The sequence below is a fragment of the Campylobacter concisus genome (assembly GCF_002914005.1).
Lineage (GTDB): Bacteria > Campylobacterota > Campylobacteria > Campylobacterales > Campylobacteraceae > Campylobacter_A > Campylobacter_A concisus_N.
Genome location: NZ_POZU01000006.1, coordinates 1 through 16464 on the forward strand (window position 1 = coordinate 1; position 16464 = coordinate 16464).

Genomic DNA, 16464 nt, shown 5'->3' on the forward strand with positions numbered 1-16464 from the left:
CTATGAAGGCGAACCCAAAGAAAATGAAAAATTTGACCTAAATGAAGTTAGTGAAATTTATGAGCTAAAAAATATTTTTATCATTTTTTTAGAAGAAAAAATTCATCTAATAATCCCAAAAGATGAAGCTAGCTCAAAAATGATAAATGAGCTAGCTAAACTTTGCCATAAAGATATTTTGAAATTTGAAAATTTTAGTGCAAAGAGTGTGCTTAAATAGCGCTTATTATAAGCTTTTCAAAATCCTCTGCACTCATTGGCTTGCCCCAAAGATACCCTTGCACCTCATCGCATCCAAGCTCTCTTAAAATTTCAAGCTGGGTTTCATCTTCGACACCTTCAGCGATAGTCTTTAGCTCCACATTTTTAGCTAAAGCTATAACGCTTTTTACTACGTCTTTATCTATATCATTTTTAGCAATATTATCTATCAGCTCTTTAGCGATCTTTAGGCGACTCATAGGATATTTTTTGATGTAATTCATCGATGAAAAACCAGTACCAAAATCATCTATAGAGATGCAAATTCCTCTATTTGAAAGCTCAGATAACGCACTTTGCATCATCTCTTCGGCATTGACAAGGCTGGCCTCAGTGATCTCAACATCTACACAAGATGGATCGATGCCATATCTATCTATATAGCTTAAAAATTTAGATGCAAAATTTATATTATCAATCTGTTTTGGTGAGATATTTATGCCTATTTTTAGATTAGTATTATATTTCTCATTCCAAAAGGCCATTTGTTTTATAGCGTTTTTTGCTACCCATTTTCCTATCGCATTGATAATAGAGCTTTGTTCGGCTATTGGAATAAATTTTGATTGATCTACCGGACCTTTTATAGGAGAGTTCCACCTAACAAGAGCCTCTGCTCCTACTATTTTTTTACCTTCTATTAGATACTGGGGCTGAAATTTTAGCTCAAATTCTTCATCAAAGCTTATGCTATTTAGCAATATTTCTATGTAGTTTCTATCCTGAATAATGCTTTTTATATCACTATAAAAAACATACTTTTCAGATGCATCTTTTTTTGCTGCTTCTAGTGCTGCTTCTGATTGCATGATAAAATCATCAGCCAAAATTTCACTGGTTTGTGTCGAGCTAATCCCTATTTTCGCATCAAGTACAATTTTATAATCATCTATAACGATTGGCTCTGAAATAGCTTTTAGTAGATAATGTAAAAATCCCCTGCAATGCACATTTTCATTTTGTTTGATAACAACGATAAAGTCATCACCGCCAGATCTTGCAAATAAGGAATCGTTTGGTGGCAATATTGACTCAATATTTAAAGCAAACTTTGCTATTACATCATCGCCGATATAATGCCCGTACGAGTCATTTATCGCCTTAAAATGGTTTATATCAATACTATAAATATCTATCTTTTCGCCAAGCGCCTTTGACTTTATCATCTCTTCAAGCCTTGCGATAAAATACTGGCGATTTAGAGCATTTGTCAAATAATCATATTTACTGATCCTTTGTAGGTGCCTATTTGTCTCTTCAAGCTCTTTTACTTTACTTTCTATCTGATTATTTAATACTTTTTTGATATGTATTTCACGTTTAATTAAAATATCCATCTTTCTAACATTAGAAAATGTATAAGATAATGCCCCGTATGCAAGCAAAGTAACTAAAATAGAAAATAACCATGTCAAATTTATCTTCCAAGAGTACAAGATCATGATCGTCAAAAATGCGGCAAAAACAAATAGCTTTTGTATTAAAATTTTATCAAAATCGTTTCTGAGTGCCCTAAATTTTAGATTTGCCTCACCCTCTCTTAAATGAAGCGCAGCAACAAACAACATAAAAAATGAACTCTTAAATACAATGTCGTATCCAGAAAAGGATATTTCATCTATCCAAAAATCCATTGTAGTGGTAAAAATGTCATAAGTGCTTATTACAATAAGCGCTATCAAGCATAAAAGTATAGATAGTCTTCTTTTTGAAAATTTAAGTGAAAAAAACGCAACAAATGAAGTACAAAACATAAATAAATCTATGGCGATATAGCTTAGATTAAAAAAATCTTTTTGACTTAATACTTGAGTTAAATTTCTATCAAAAATCATAAACCACATAAAGCTAAAATATATTGCGAAAATAGAGACTGAGTCCACAAATACTTGCATTAAAAATAAATTTTTCAAATTTTTAATCAAAATGTAAAAAGCAGAAAATGCAAACATAAAATATGAGACCACGTATGAGATTTGTATAAAATTGACTTTAGAAAGAAATTGTTTAAGAAAATCAACCTTATCATATAGCATCCACATAGTGTCTGATGCTACCCAACAAGTAAGGCCTAGTAATATATATATCCAATATGTTTTTAAATTTCTTGTCTCTTTTAGCTTTAAAAAGATAAATAATGTGATCATAAAATCAAATAGGGTAGTAATTATGTCTTCATAAAAACCACTAGCAATAAAATAACTAACAACATATGCACAAAAAAGTACCGATATAAATAAAAAAGATGCTTGATTATCGTTGCTTATTTTACTTATCATGTTCTGTCTTTATCTATCTTTCTCTGCCTTTTTGGCTAAACTTTGCCACCTTTGCCACTCACCACTATCATCTACGTCGTTGCCGATAGCTTCGTATCTAGCGTAAAAATGCTCAACAAATTTCTTGCACTCTTCATCTTTTGGCAGATAGCTCTGCTCATCTTTTTGGCAAAATTTCTCTAAAAATGTGCTCGCATCATCTTTTTTAGCGTATGTTTGCGCTAGATCGTAGTAGTTTTCTAAGCAAATTTCTTTAAATTTAGCGTAAGCTTGCTCGCTCATATCTACGCTTAGCTTGCCGTCAAATTTAAGCACACCAGCCCTAAAAAGTAGGCTAAGATGTATGAGTCCCTCGCAGTAATACGCCCTCACCTCATCGACCTTTCGCCACGCGATAAGCCCAACAGCACGGGCGATTAGCTCATGAAAGACGGCCATTTTATACTCCACCTCTTCGTGTAAGAAGAAATTTACTAACCCACCAGTCGTCGCCTTATACTCTTCTATAAATTTAAAGACGCCACTTTTATTCATGCTCATCTCAGTATCAAGCCCGATAAAGAGGATGTGTCCAAACTCATGGCCGATCGTTGAAATTTCATATACTTTTTTCCAAATTTTTGGCTTTAGAAATAAAATTTCTCTACCAAAATCCAAAAATTCCTTGCTAAAAATTTCAGCCCCAAGCTTCATAAAAGGCTTTGCCTTTGCGCTTTCATAGACGTGATTTACAAAGGCAAAAATTTTCTTGCCACATTTTGCGCTAACACTCTCATCGTTTGGCACGACCTGAGCGCTAAAAAGCCCGTTTAGCTCCGCTGCGTAATAGATCATCGGCACGCTTATATAAAGCTGCGTTCTAGCGATATTTTCACTAACTGCCTTATTTGTCTCAGCGTTATCAAATTTTATCTTTTCGCAAACGCTTTTATAAGTTTTTGCCACTTTTTCTTTAAATTTAAGCTCATCAATACCCTCGCTATCAACAAGCCTAATGTCCCACTCAAGCGCAACTGCGTGCGTGTAGGCATCCTCGTAGTACTCTAGCGGATGGCCTGGCTGAAGCGCACCTTTTACATCCATCCACGCTATCTCAGCCTCTTGCCAAGCGTTTATCACCTTTGTATTATCTTCTTCACAAAAGGCATTTTGTAGCTTTTCAAGGTATTTGACATAAGATTTTTGCTCGTCATTTTTGGCTAAATTTCTTAAAATTTCAAGATTTTTAGCAAAGACGCTTTTAAGCTCTCTCACCTCATCTTTAAAAGCAAGTGCATAAGGCAAAAAGCTAAATTTCTCGCCTTCTTTTACTACCGCACCATACGTTCTATCAGCCCTTACGCCGTTAGCGTCACACTGAAATAAGCCGTTTTTAGTAATAAACTCATTTGCCTGGCTTAAATCTTTAAATTTAGCCTCAAACTCTTTGTTTGTAGTGTCGATAATACGATCCTGCCATGAAATTTGCCACGCATTTAGACTAAGCCCAAGTTCATGCATAGCCTTCACAAAAGCTTGATTAAACTGATCTAAAATTTTTTCTTCTTTGGCCTTTTCTAAAAGCTTGGCGTGCAGATTTTCATATAAATTTCTAACGTAACCATACATTAAATTTAGCACTCGTTTTTGCTCATCTTCGCCTAAATTTAGCTTTTTTAGCTCATTTTGAAGCGGATCTACTTTAAGATCTACTATCCTTCTTGCAAGAGCTAGTTTCTGGCTTGGTGTGCCAGAAAGACCACAAATTTTAACAGCTTCGTTTATGATATCATCGTCTAAATTTTTATAAATAGCATTTAACTTGTTTTTTTGCTCTTTTGTGAGTTCATTTAATCTTTTAAAATCGTTCATATTTTCATCCCCTGAAGTTACAAGATTTTAGCATAAAGCCTTAAAATTTGCTACAATCAACCAAAAATTTTAACATCTAAAAGGCAAAAAATGGATATTTTAAAGGATTTTGGTGAGCCACGTATCAAACAAGTTATGTTGCCAAAGGACACAAACTCTGCTGGAAATATTTTTGGTGGCTGGATAATGAGTCAGATCGACCTTGCAGGTGCACAAGCTGCAAGAGAAATTTCTCCCGAGCGCGTTGTGACGATTTCTATGAAAGAGATCATTTTCAAGCAACCTGTCTTTGTTGGCGATGTGCTAAGCTGCTACGCTAAAATCATCTCTGTTGGCAAAACATCGATAACAACGCAAATAGAAGTAACCGCTCTTAGGCTAAATCCGGGCGGATATAGAGAAACTATACACGTTACAAGCGCTACCGCAACTTACGTAAGCGTGACGAAAGATGGACTTAAAAAGCCAATCGATGAGAAGCTAAAACAACTTCATGGATTTTAAAAATTTGGTTGCGATTTATGCAACCAAATTGAAAAATTAATACTACTTTTAAAAATTATTGAAATTCTTAAACTAAAAGCAATATTTTTCAACTTCTTTAAATGCTTTGTGAAGTAAAATCAGGCCCTATACATTTTTTGGGAGAATCATGAAAAAGTCACGTTTAGGCCTTTTGCAAACACAAATTTTAGATATCCTAACTCAATCCGAGCTTGATAAATTTGAGTACAAAAACCTTCCAAAAACAAGCATCATCTACGCAGAAGAGATCAAAATCATCATTTTAAAAAGCGGCTGTGCAAAGCTTTCGTTTTTTGAAGATGGGGAAGAATTTATCCTTTATCATTTAGAAGCGAGCAATATCGCCGTGCTTGATGATAATTGCGCTTTTGAAATACTTGAAGATGCTGAAATTTATGCTATAAATTTAAACAAAATAGGTGAAATTTTATCAAATGCAAATGTCGCAGATGAAATTTTAAAAGCTGTGTTAAATGCAGTGATCGTGCAACGCCAGATCATAAAATCCATACTTTTTGAAGATGCAAAAGGCAGGATTGCAAATTTTTTGATCGAGCTTGCAAAGGAGCAAGATCTAAAACAAAATGGATATCACTACATATTTTTGCCATTTTCTCTAAAGGTGCTCTCAAGCTTTGTGGGGCTCAAACGCCAAAGTGCTTCAACTGCTTTTAATGAGCTTATAAAAGATGACATCATAAGAAAGATCACACCACACGAGTTTTTAATAATTGATTATGAAAAACTTGAAAGTTACACAAACTAAAAATCAAAAATTTTTATAATGGCTAGCAAAGAGTAGCCTTAGAGGATTAGTCTTTGCCAAAAAGCAAAGACTAAAAATTTTTAAGCTTTTTTCTTCATATCAAATTTATTTGCCATAAAGCCAACTAAACCAACAAAGAAAAGTCCGCCGCAGATATTACCAAGTGTAACTGGAACTAAGTTTTTACCGATGAAATTTCCCCAGTTTAAAACTTCTAGTTTTTCAGCCGTAATGCCATGTCCTAGAGCCGCAGCTGCAGCAGCGATATCTCCACCATTTGCTGCTATATAGTGAGCTTTTGAGATGATGGCTTCAGTGATTATAAACATATTTGCCACGCAGTGCTCCATTGAGCAAGCCACAAATGCGCCGATCATCCACATAATGGCAAAGAATTTACCAGATAGATTGCTCTCACTTGTCGCAGTCCAAATAGACATACAAACAAAGACGTTACAAAAAATTCCGCGGATAAATAGCTCATGAAATGGTGCTGTGATCTTGCCAATACCAGCTGGTATAAAGTGCTGCAAGATGTAGCCATCATACTTTAGTGGCAAGCCTGAGTAGTAGTACATATAAGCGATCAATGCGCCACCAACGAAGTTAAATATCCAAACGATAGCCCAGTATCCGATAGTCTTACCTAGTTTTAGCTTTCCTTCATATGCGCTAACGCCGCTTAAAACAGAGCTTGTAAAAAGATGTCCGCCATAAAAGACAACCATCATAAGACCACAGCTAAATGTGATACCGCCGATAAAATTTGAAAGACCAATAGACTGATTTTCAGCCATACCAACTGTCGAGTGAGCCCAAAAAATATCACCCATAGCAATAGCAGCTCCAGCCATGATAGCAAGAAAAATAATACTAGTAAGCGGCATATGAGCCTTATGCTCCATAGAGCTTGAGACCGCTTGAGCGGTTTCTGCCGGATTTAACATCACATTCTCCTTTTTATTTTCAATCTCGCAAATGAGCCAAACTCATCTTTGCGACCAAAGTTTAACACTTTGAAAAAGTACTAAAGACTAAGATTAACGCTTACTATCCAAAAAGTAAATTTTTAACTACTTTTCGCCTAAAATTTTACCTTTTATCTAGGATACGAACAAATTTTACCTTTAGTAACCAACTAGGCTAAATTTCTCCTTAGCTAAATTTAACCAACTAAATTTTTATCAATCTCTACAATTCTTAAAAAAGCTTTTCTAGCACTTTTTTTAGCCTGCTCACTTAGTCCTTCTTCAAAATTTAAGACATTTTCGAGCAAGACGCTAATGCCAAGAAAAAGCGTCTTTGGGCAAATTTTTCGCAAATAGCTTAAAAGCACTGGCGTTGGGAGATTGTGAGTTGAGTAGATGTAGTCTCTATCGTCACTTAGGTCAAAAAACTCTATCTTATCCTCATCAAAGCCGCTCATCGCATCGACTACTATCAAGATATCAGGTGAAAATTCTCTAATAGCTGAAAATTCATTCTCAGGCACATCTTGCCCAAAAAAAACCTTCCACTCTTTTAGCTCTTGCTCTACTATGCGACCTACTTCATTGCCCACATCATCATCGCCACGCATAGGATTACCGATGCAAAGGATGGCCTTTTTCATCAAAAGTCCTTCCTAAGCACGATATATCCCTCTTTTAAATTTGCCAAAATTTCTTTAAGCTTACACTCACAAAGCTGCGGCAAGAGTTTAGCGATATGCTCGGCAAAAATTTCAACTTCAAAATATTTGCTTAAATTTCCGATCTTAAATTTCACGTATTCGCCTGAGTTTTTGATCATCTCGTCAAATTCCTCATCGCTTAGCTCTAAAATTTTCTCGCTAAAGTCTATCGTGCCAACGCCATGTCCCACGCAAGTGGAGAAAATTTTTATCTCCTTTAGCTCGCGTGGAAGCTTGTCGTTGTCATCCATATGCCTTTTTGTAAGCTTATAAACTTGTATCATCTCTTACTCCAAACCTCACTATCAACGTCTATAGCAAAGCTTTTATCAGCTTTTGCATATTTTAGATAGACATCATTATGCAAAAGCCCCATGCACTCAGCATATCTAGGATCTTCCTCTTTTTTGATAGCTGTAAGCACAGCCTCTCTTGAAATGCTTGGGTCATGGACATCTTTTGAACATTTGATAGCACTCATATATTTTTCAAAAAGGATTCTACCAAAGATATAGCTCATTAGCCTTCTGCTTTCAGCTTGCAAGTCACGCTCGAATAAAATATCGCCTATGATCGACTTCTCAACTAAAGGTGGCAATGTGTTATCTTCTTCGTAGCTTTTTTTATGAAGCTTTTGATCGATGATACCAAGAGCCATGCCAAGACCGTAAATAATGCTTGCTGGGTGTGGGGGACAGCCTGGGATATAGACATCAACTGGGATTATCTTATCGATGCCGCCCCAAACACTATAAGCGTCGTGGAAAATTCCGCCACTGCTTCCGCACGCGCCAAGAGCAACTACGATCTTAGGATCTGGAGTCGCTTCATAAGCACGAAGGAGTGGATAATACATCTGTCTTGTTACAGGACCGGTGCAGAGCAAAATATCAGCGTGTCTCGGGTTTGCTACAAGCTTAAAACCAAAACGCTCAGGATCCCACATAGGTGTAATAGCTGCAAAAATTTCTATCTCACAGCCGTTACAGCTTCCGCAGTCGATCCTATAAACGCTAAAGCTTCTTTTGATATTTTTTAGATGCTCTAGCTTTGCAGTTAGATCATTTGCTGTTTTTATGTCCTCTGGGACTTGATATAGACTCATTTTATAGCCTCCTCAATGCCTTTTGTTAGCCTCTCAGCAGATTGATTTTTCTTGCACTCTGGGCAGATATAAAGGTAGTCTTTTGCCTCTTCAAGTCTGCCTGGGAGTAAATTTGCTGTGCCAAGCTTTTCAAGTGTGAAATTTATAAGCCTTTTTGGCGTAAATGGCTTGCCGCAGCATTTGCAAGTTTGCATCTCAAGCTCGCCCCTTTGTATAAGAGCACTCTTGTCAAATTTAACCGCAAGCTCAAAGCTATCACTTAGGCGAACGGCTCCAGTTGGGCAAACCTCATCGCAGCGTCCACAAAATATGCAGCGCCCACAGTCAAATTCCCAAACAAGCTTTGTTTGTTCCTCGTTCATCTTAAGCTCTATTGCATTACTAGGACAAGCGATACCGCAGGCTGCACAACCTATGCAAAGATCGTATGTATAGTTTGGCTGACCACGGAAATTTTCAGGAACAATATATGGCTCAAATGGATAGGCGTATGTCGCCTTTCCATATTTTTCTGTGATGTCAAATAACTTCATCATCTTAAATCCTTCTTACTAACCCCGCCATCTTGACAGAATTTTTTAAGGTCTTTTTCTGTTAAAATTTTACTCTTTTTAGTCCTTACATCGACTAATGTAACACGCTCAGTGCATGAGTAGCAAGGGTCAAGTGAGCAAACGATAAGCGCGGCGTCACTTATGTTGTTTCCTCTAAATTGATACCTTAGACTTGGCCAGTTGTTATATGTTGCTGCCCTGCATCTCCAGCGATATACTTTTTGAGCACTGCCTTGCATGATCCAGTGGACATTCTCGCCACGTGGTGCTTCATCATGACCAAGTGCAAAATTCTCAGGTTTGATCATAGTCACAGGATCGATCATGATCGGAGTTTGAGGCATTAGCTCAAAGCATTGGCGGATGATGTGGATAGAGCTTTTTAGCTCTTTATATCTAACCATCTCACGAGAAAAAACGTCGCAACCATGCTCAACTGCTACTTCAAATTCTATCTGTTTGAAAAAGTCATATGGGTGATCATAGCGGTTATCGCGTTTAAAGCCAGAGCCTCTCATATTTGGACCAACTGGGCTAAAGTCACGTGCTATTTGGCGGTCTAGGATGCCTACACCTTTCCAGCGCCCGATTTGGCGTTTATCCTCCATAACTGCGTCCCAAATTTCTGAAATTTGAACGTCAAGTTTATTTATAATCTCGATGCCTTTTTTGATCTCTTGGTTTGTCATGTCACGTCTTAAGCCGCCCATAACGACGTTGCCGTATGTTTTACGTCCGCCAGTTACAAGCTGAGCTAGCTCCATAGAGTACTCACGAACCCTAAAGATATGCATGAAAGCGTTGTAGTTACCAGTAACCTCACAAGCTAGACCGATATTTAAAAGGTGGCTATGAAGACGCTCGATCTCAAGACAGATGACACGTATAGCTTGGGCTCTTAGTGGAATTTCAAGCTTAATAGCTTTTTCTGCTGCCTCTATGCAAGCGATAGCGTGAGCATAACCACAAATTCCACAAACTCTCTCTGCAAGATAGCCCATTTGGTCATAGTTCATTCTATTTTCAGCTAACTTTTCCATACCGCGGTGTTGATAAAAGAGGCGGTAGTCAGCGTCGATGATCTCGTCGCCATCGCAGAAAAGTCTAAAGTGACCTGGCTCATCTGAAGTAATATGTAATGGTCCAAGTGGCACATCAACTACTGCATCACCTGTTGGAAACAAAAACTCAGAATCAGGCTCATCTCTGTGATCAACTGGATCAGGGCGGTAGCGATAATCCATCGCATCTTTTCTAAGTGGATGAAGTCCATCTGGCCAGTCATCACTTAAAACTAGACGCCTTTTATCAGGCAAACCTTCAGCTACAAGGCCAAACATATCATAAGCTTCTCTTTCGTACCAAACACAAGCTGGCACTAGCGGAGTAACAGATGGGAATGTCGGATCACTTCCTGGAATAAGCGTTTTAACAGTGATAAAGCACTTATCCTCGGCTGCAAAATCATCCGCCTCAGTCATCTTGCTACCTTCCATTGAGATAGCGTAGTAAAGCGCATAGCTGCCATTTATCTGGCGCTCGTCATTTGGTATCATAGTGCTTATAAAGCCGCCGATATCATAGTAAAGCGTTTTAACAGCCAGCGGAAGGTCGTTTCTATCGACTAAAACAGTGATCTGATCGTCTGCTTGACGAGTTACCTCTAAAATTTTTACTTTAGTTTTTAGGATTTCTACAAATTTATCGCCTCTCATTTTAAAGCTCCCATCATTATATTAACACCGTTATCTACTAGCGTATAAAAGCTATCTACGTGCCATACGCCAAAGATTATGATAAGGGCACAAAGTGCTATAAGAGGTAAATTCTCTAACAAACTCATCTCTTTATTATGAACAACCACACCTTTTGGCTCGCCAAAGCTTGCCATGTTAAAGTGCGCAAAGTCAGCTATGAAAATAACTGCAAGTGCAATAGCAAATAGCGCAACTGCGATGTATTGACCGCTTGTGATGGCTCCTACAAAGACGTTATACTCACTAACAAATATAGCAAATGCTGGAACACCAACTAGTGAGCAAACAGCCGCGCCAAACATTATAGTGGTGATCGGTGCGATCTTAACCATGCCACCCATCTTACTCATATCTTTGTGGCCATAAATTCTTGCGATATTACCTGTTGAGCAGAAAGCCAAAGCTTTTGTGAAGCTGTGAGCTAAGCAGTGGAATATCGCTGCAAATAGACCAAATTTACCGCCAACACCAAGTGCAAATGCGATAACACCCATGTGAACGATTGAGTGATATGCAAACATTCTTTTTACGTTGTGTTGTCTGATTAGGAAAAATCCCGCTACAAAAAGAGTGATAGTTCCTGAAACGATCATTATGCCCTCAACGAAGCTAAATCCAACTGCTTGAGCTGTGATAGCGTAGTATCTTAAGAGTGCTAGCATCGCACATTTTAAAAGTACGCCTGAAAGTAAGGCTGAGATAGGTGCTGGACCTTCAGCGTGAACGTCTGGTAGCCAAGTGTGAGTTGGAGCAAGACCAGCTTTTGTACCAAAACCAATTAGAGCAAATACAAAGATAAGTTTTGCTGCATCTGGGTTTAAATTTTTAGCATTTGCCATTATGCTTGAAAATAGCATAGAAGCTTCGCCATCTCCTAGAGTGCTAAATGTGGCTGAGTATAAAAGAACAGTCGCATAAAGTGCAAATGCTAGACCGATTGAGCAAAGAACGATGTATTTGTAACCACTCTCTGTTGATTTTTGATCTTTGTGGATAGCGACAAGAAACACTGAAGCAAGAGTTGTTGCCTCGATAGCAGCCCACATAAACGCAACGTTGTTGCAAATAACGCTTAAAGTCATTGTAAAGATAAATACATGGCTTAGTGCGTAGTATTTTTTAAGATCACTTAAGTGGATGTGTCCATCTTCAAGCTCCCATCTCATGTAGTGGATAGAGTAGAAATTTACTATAAATCCAGTTACTGCTATAAGTACCAAGAAAACACAGCCTAAGCTATCTAAAAACAAAAATTTATCAAAACTATAAAAAGTTCCGCTACTTAAGACTTTAAGAACATTGTTAAGTAAAGCCACCGATGTCGCAGCAGAAAACAAAACGTGAAGTCCGCTTAATACCGCATAATTTTTAGGACTCAAAAACAAGACCAAAGCACCAAGGAGCGGTAAGATAAGTATTAAAGCTAAACTATCCATCTCTAACCCCTTAAATTTGAAGCTTTAGAAGTATCTAAACTATCATAAGCTTTATAAAATCTAATCGCTAGAATGCTCATGATGATAACGGCAAATATCGCATCTGTTAAAATTCCAAGCTCGACTAATTCATGTGAGTTATAAGCCATTAGAGCAAGGCTTAGGTGGATACCATTTTCAAACAAGCAGTAAGCTAGAATTTGTTTTATAAATGAGTTTCTTAGCATGAAGCCAAAAATTCCCATCATAAAGACTGTTCCAGCTGCGATTAGCATGATCTCTTCTTTGATAAGAGAGAATTTTAAAAATATAGGGTGGATACTCATTGAAAGAGCTAGAGAAAATCCCATAGCAATAACAGGGCTTACAAAAAATCCACCAACTGGCTCATCTTCGCTAACTACGCCAAGTTTTTTGATAAGCCAGAATAAAATTCCTGGCACAAGTAAAACTTTGGTAAAAAAGGCAACGATCGCCCAAGTTTTGAGCTGCTCGGCGTTAAATTTCTCAGATAGCAAGAAAAATATGCTAACCAAAAGTAGTGTCTCAATCGCATAAGCGATGATTGAGAGTTTTAAGCTTCTAAGACCAAAAACCGCAAGCGAAGTTACGATCATGCAAATGGCTAAAATATCAAGTGTTTGCATCTCACACTCCTACTACATAAAGTGTTAGTGCAACAAACGAGATAGCAAGTGCACCAAGTGCATTTTTGCGTAAAGATGAAGTCATTTTAAAGCGTGGTCCAAAGTTGTCTATAAAGACAGCCGCTACGTAAAATACTCCAGTTTTTATCACAAAAACGATAATAGCTAAGAAAGGATTGCTAAAGTTCCATGGCTCAAATATAGTTAGGAAAAGTCCGATCATAGCAAACTGTTTTAATATAAGTGATGCTTGAACTAAACCAAGGTCGCTACCTGCGTACTCACCAAGCAAGCCTTCTTGAAGCTCTTGCTCAGCTTCAGCTACGTCAAATGGTTTTCTGCCAGTCTCAACGTACATGCACCATAAAAATGCGATAGAAGCTACGGCAAAGCTTGGGATTTGATATCCAATAACACCGGTTTTTACCATCTCTTGGATCTCAATTAAATTTGATGTTTTAGCTGCAAGCATTACTACGATTAGGCACATGATCATAACTGGCTCGACATATACGCCTAGCATTTGCTCCCTGCCGCCGCCTGTTGCTGCAAATGGGTTGCCGCTATCCATTGAAGCTGCACCAAATACAAATCTAAGCAACGCGCCAAGATAAAGGATCACAAATATATCTGAATACGCTCCAAAAACAGTATCTTTGCTATATGTTATAGGTATAGCAGCTAATACTGCAGCTGAAGTTGCAAAAAGGAAAAATGGAGCCCATCTAAATACCCAGTGAGAGCACTCAGGCACGGTTCTTCCTCTTCTAAAGAGTTTTATAATATCGCGATATGTTTGAAAGAAATCGCTACCTTGTTTTGATTGAAGTCTAGCTCTTAGTTTTCTTGCCATACCATCAAACAAAGGAGCTACCAAAACGATAACGACTACTTGAAATATCATTAAAAGTATAGTTTGCATTTTCGTCTCCTAAACTAAAAAGTAGCCCACAGCAAGTATGGCACAAAGATAAATTAGGATATAAAGCGTATAGATGTTTGTGTATCCGCTTTGAACGATGCCTAGTTTATCGGCAAATTTCATACACCATTTGATGACTGGCTCATAAAACATTCCCCACCAGATATCTTTTGGATGGTTGTGATATTCAACCGCGTCAAAATAATTTCTAGTAACGATCTTTTTATCAGCTCTAAATAGCCATTGCATGATCTTTCTAAGATCGCCTGTAAATGGACCACCTGTCATTTGCATACGTGAACTATATTTAAAGCCGCAAGCCCATGGATCAGTTTCGCGTGGTTTATCTCTATTTGCTTTCATAACAGCAAGGATGATAAATGGCAAAATCATGGTTGAGCAAAGAACCAAAGCAATTAGTGGAGTTGAGATCATACTGCCTATTGGTGAAGTTACGTTTATAACACCAAGACTGGCTTTATAGTCACTTATAGCGATAGAATTTACAGCTTGCATGATGTAATCAACTATGTAGTTTGCGCCAAGACCAAATCCAACGCAGCCTATCATTAGGATGATCATGCCAAGAACCATGCCTATTGGGCTCTCTTTAGCATTTTCCCAAATTTTTTGATCTCTTGGAGTACCTGCAAAGATAACAGCGTAAAGTTTGAGGTGCATACCGACCAAAACGCCAGTTAGTGCAAGAGCTACGACGCCAAGTGTAAATGCGTATCTAACTAATGTTCCTTCTCCCATCGCGCCTTGAAGCATACCTTGATATGTAAACCACTCTGAAACAAAGCCATTTACTGGAGGTAAAGCTGCGATACCCATGATACCTATAAACATACCAAGGCTTGTCCATGGCATCTTTTTAGCAAGACCACCAAGGATGTCCATGTTTTGTGTGTGAGTAGCATGGATAACTGAACCTGCACAAAGGAAAAGTAGGCCTTTAAATATAGCGTGGTTAACTACGTGATAGCAACCTGCTAGAAAACCTACTGCTGCAAGTGTTAAATTTCCAGCTGCCACACCATAAATTCCTGTGCCAAGACCTAGTAAAATAATGCCTATGTTCTCAACTGAGTGATAAGCAAGCAAGGCTTTGAAATCGTGTTGGCAAAGAGCGTATAAAACACCAAATAGTGAGCTAGCTGCACCAAGAGCGAGTATTGTAAGACCAAAATATGTGCTAAGTGGCAAGTAAAGTGTAAATTTAACTAGTGTAAATAGAGCAACTTTAATCATAACACCTGACATAAGGGCTGAAACGTTTGATGGTGCTGCTGGGTGAGCTTGTGGGAGCCAAACGTGAAATGGCCACATACCAGCTTTACTACCAAATCCAACCAAAAATAGTGCAAATACAGCAGCAGAAGCACCAAATGGCATCTTAACACCCATAAACGCGCTAAAGTCAAAGCTTCCTGCGTAGTAAGCTGTGATAAGCAAGCCACAGGTGATACAAAATGCACCAATTTGTGCGATGCCAAGATATACCATAACTGCTTTAAGTGTATTTTTGCCATCATTGACAATGATAAGAAATGATGAGATAAGAGTCATAAGCTCCCATAAAACAACAAAGCAAAATACATTATCAGCGCTGATTACTAGAAGCATTGAAAGGATGAATGTATTAAACAAACATGCAAACACGCCAACATTTGCTTTTTTGATGTACTCATCTGCATAGCTCATACCATAAACGCTACTTGCAAATCCTATGAAAACAACGACAAAGCTGAAGAAATTTCCAAGTGGATTTAGAGCAAATTTTGGCGAATACAAAAAGCCATCCGCAAGAGCGAAGCTATCGCTTACTCCCATATTTGCAACAAAGTGACACATCGCATAAAAGCAGCTTAAAGCGCTTAGTCCAAAACCAACCTTTACAGCGGCCTTTGGAGCACAATAAAGCAAGATGCTAACGACGGCACTTACAAGAAATAGCATATAAACCGTAGTCATCTTATGCTCCTTGTCCGTTTAAAATTTTAGTAGCAAATTTATTCGCTGCTTCATAGTCTATCCTCTTGCCAAGTTTATGTTTGCCCTCTTCTGGATCAATCATAACAAGAGCACTAGTTGGACAGACATCAACGCAAGCTGGTCCATTTTCACGACCAAAGCACATATCGCATTTAACAGCGATATTTTTTGCACCTGATTGTGACTCTATCTCAAGGTTGTACTTTGGCTCGATAGCGTAATTTACTGAAGGCATAAGCTCTGCACTTGAGCTTATCGCACCGTAAGGACAAGCGATCGTGCACATCTTACAGCCTATACAAATTTCCTCGTGAAGCTCGATGCAATTATCATTAAATCGCAATGCCCCAGTTGGACACACATTCGCACAAGGGCCATCGTCGCATTGTCTGCACTGAGTTGGCATAACGCCAGTAGCTTCTCTTAGCACACTTAGCCTTGCACGTGACAGCTTGCCGCGTTCATAAGCGCTCTTAAAACATGCAGCCATGCAGGTTGCACATCCTATACAGCGTTTATAATCAGCAATCACAAATTTATGTTTTTTCATAAATTCCTCCCATTAAACAAGGCTAAACTGCCCTGCTCACTTTTAAAGTGATGGTTAGTCACCAAAATAGAGATAGTTAAATTTTTATTTAACATCTCAAACGCTCCTTCCTAATTTTTGTAATAATTTTATAACTTACAA

At 38.1% G+C, this 16464-nt stretch carries 15 protein-coding genes and 1 pseudogene; 3 read left to right on the top strand and 13 right to left on the bottom strand.

Annotated features, from left to right (window positions below; genetic code table 11):
• Positions 1 to 220 (top strand): annotated as a pseudogene (locus CYP54_RS00165) (hypothetical protein); the annotation flags it as partial.
• On the opposite strand, the gene CYP54_RS00170 reads toward CYP54_RS00165, so the two are convergent.
• Both CYP54_RS00170 and ciaB read right to left on the bottom strand, forming a co-directional pair.
• Positions 213 to 2015: a putative bifunctional diguanylate cyclase/phosphodiesterase gene (locus CYP54_RS00170; protein WP_258033553.1), complete on the bottom strand. Its 1803-nt coding sequence runs from the start codon at positions 2013 to 2015 to the stop codon at positions 213 to 215. The pseudogene CYP54_RS00165 and the gene CYP54_RS00170 overlap by 8 nt on opposite strands.
• A 534-nt stretch (positions 2016 to 2549) precedes the next feature.
• Positions 2550 to 4391 (bottom strand): invasion protein CiaB, encoded by a 1842-nt coding sequence (gene ciaB, locus CYP54_RS00175; RefSeq protein WP_103603727.1) that lies wholly within the window; start codon positions 4389 to 4391, stop codon positions 2550 to 2552.
• A gap of 90 nt (positions 4392 to 4481) precedes the next feature.
• Here ciaB and CYP54_RS00180 point away from each other — a divergent pair, with 90 nt between their 5' ends.
• Positions 4482 to 4895 carry an acyl-CoA thioesterase gene (locus CYP54_RS00180; RefSeq protein ID WP_021091795.1) on the top strand — a complete coding sequence of 138 codons (414 nt, stop codon included), beginning with the start codon at positions 4482 to 4484 and terminating at the stop codon, positions 4893 to 4895.
• 148 nt (positions 4896 to 5043) lie between these two features.
• Complete coding sequence (locus CYP54_RS00185) at positions 5044 to 5682, top strand: Crp/Fnr family transcriptional regulator (RefSeq protein WP_087577832.1); 639 nt, start codon at positions 5044 to 5046, stop codon at positions 5680 to 5682.
• A gap of 80 nt (positions 5683 to 5762) precedes the next feature.
• On the opposite strand, the gene CYP54_RS00190 is transcribed toward CYP54_RS00185, so the two are convergent.
• From CYP54_RS00190 to CYP54_RS00240, 11 genes are all read right to left on the bottom strand, one after another.
• Positions 5763 to 6629 (bottom strand): formate/nitrite transporter family protein, encoded by an 867-nt coding sequence (locus CYP54_RS00190; RefSeq protein WP_072594540.1) that lies wholly within the window; start codon positions 6627 to 6629, stop codon positions 5763 to 5765.
• Positions 6630 to 6847: 218 nt separating this feature from the next.
• Positions 6848 to 7294 carry a hydrogenase maturation protease gene (locus CYP54_RS00195; RefSeq protein ID WP_103603728.1) on the bottom strand — a complete coding sequence of 149 codons (447 nt, stop codon included), beginning with the start codon at positions 7292 to 7294 and terminating at the stop codon, positions 6848 to 6850.
• Positions 7294 to 7638, bottom strand: coding sequence for a formate hydrogenlyase maturation HycH family protein (locus tag CYP54_RS00200; RefSeq protein ID WP_021091884.1), 345 nt, complete (start codon positions 7636 to 7638; stop codon positions 7294 to 7296). Before CYP54_RS00200 ends, CYP54_RS00195 begins: the two co-directional genes overlap by 1 nt.
• A complete protein-coding gene (locus CYP54_RS00205) occupies positions 7635 to 8459 on the bottom strand; it encodes an NADH-quinone oxidoreductase subunit B family protein (RefSeq protein WP_103603729.1) in 825 nt (274 codons plus the stop codon). The genes CYP54_RS00200 and CYP54_RS00205 overlap by 4 nt, the downstream gene beginning before the upstream one ends.
• Positions 8456 to 8995: a formate hydrogenlyase complex iron-sulfur subunit gene (locus CYP54_RS00210; protein ID WP_054197155.1), complete on the bottom strand. Its 540-nt coding sequence runs from the start codon at positions 8993 to 8995 to the stop codon at positions 8456 to 8458. The genes CYP54_RS00205 and CYP54_RS00210 overlap by 4 nt, the downstream gene beginning before the upstream one ends.
• On the bottom strand, positions 8992 to 10728 hold the full coding sequence (locus tag CYP54_RS00215; RefSeq protein WP_103603730.1) for a hydrogenase large subunit: 1737 nt from the start codon (positions 10726 to 10728) through the stop codon (positions 8992 to 8994). The genes CYP54_RS00210 and CYP54_RS00215 overlap by 4 nt, the downstream gene beginning before the upstream one ends.
• Complete coding sequence (locus CYP54_RS00220) at positions 10725 to 12206, bottom strand: hydrogenase 4 subunit F (RefSeq protein ID WP_021091695.1); 1482 nt, start codon at positions 12204 to 12206, stop codon at positions 10725 to 10727. Before CYP54_RS00220 ends, CYP54_RS00215 begins: the two co-directional genes overlap by 4 nt.
• 2 nt (positions 12207 to 12208) lie before the next feature.
• Positions 12209 to 12853, bottom strand: a complete 645-nt coding sequence (hyfE, locus tag CYP54_RS00225; protein WP_021091711.1) for a hydrogenase 4 membrane subunit — start codon at positions 12851 to 12853, stop codon at positions 12209 to 12211.
• A gap of 1 nt (position 12854) precedes the next feature.
• Entirely contained in the window at positions 12855 to 13775 is a 921-nt protein-coding gene (locus CYP54_RS00230; RefSeq protein ID WP_084041928.1) for a respiratory chain complex I subunit 1 family protein, read from the bottom strand.
• A gap of 9 nt (positions 13776 to 13784) precedes the next feature.
• On the bottom strand, positions 13785 to 15752 hold the full coding sequence (locus CYP54_RS00235; RefSeq protein WP_103603731.1) for a proton-conducting transporter transmembrane domain-containing protein: 1968 nt from the start codon (positions 15750 to 15752) through the stop codon (positions 13785 to 13787).
• Between the two features lies 1 nt (position 15753).
• A complete protein-coding gene (locus CYP54_RS00240; RefSeq protein ID WP_087577839.1) occupies positions 15754 to 16323 on the bottom strand; it encodes a 4Fe-4S dicluster domain-containing protein in 570 nt (189 codons plus the stop codon).
• Positions 16324 to 16464 lie beyond the last annotated feature (141 nt).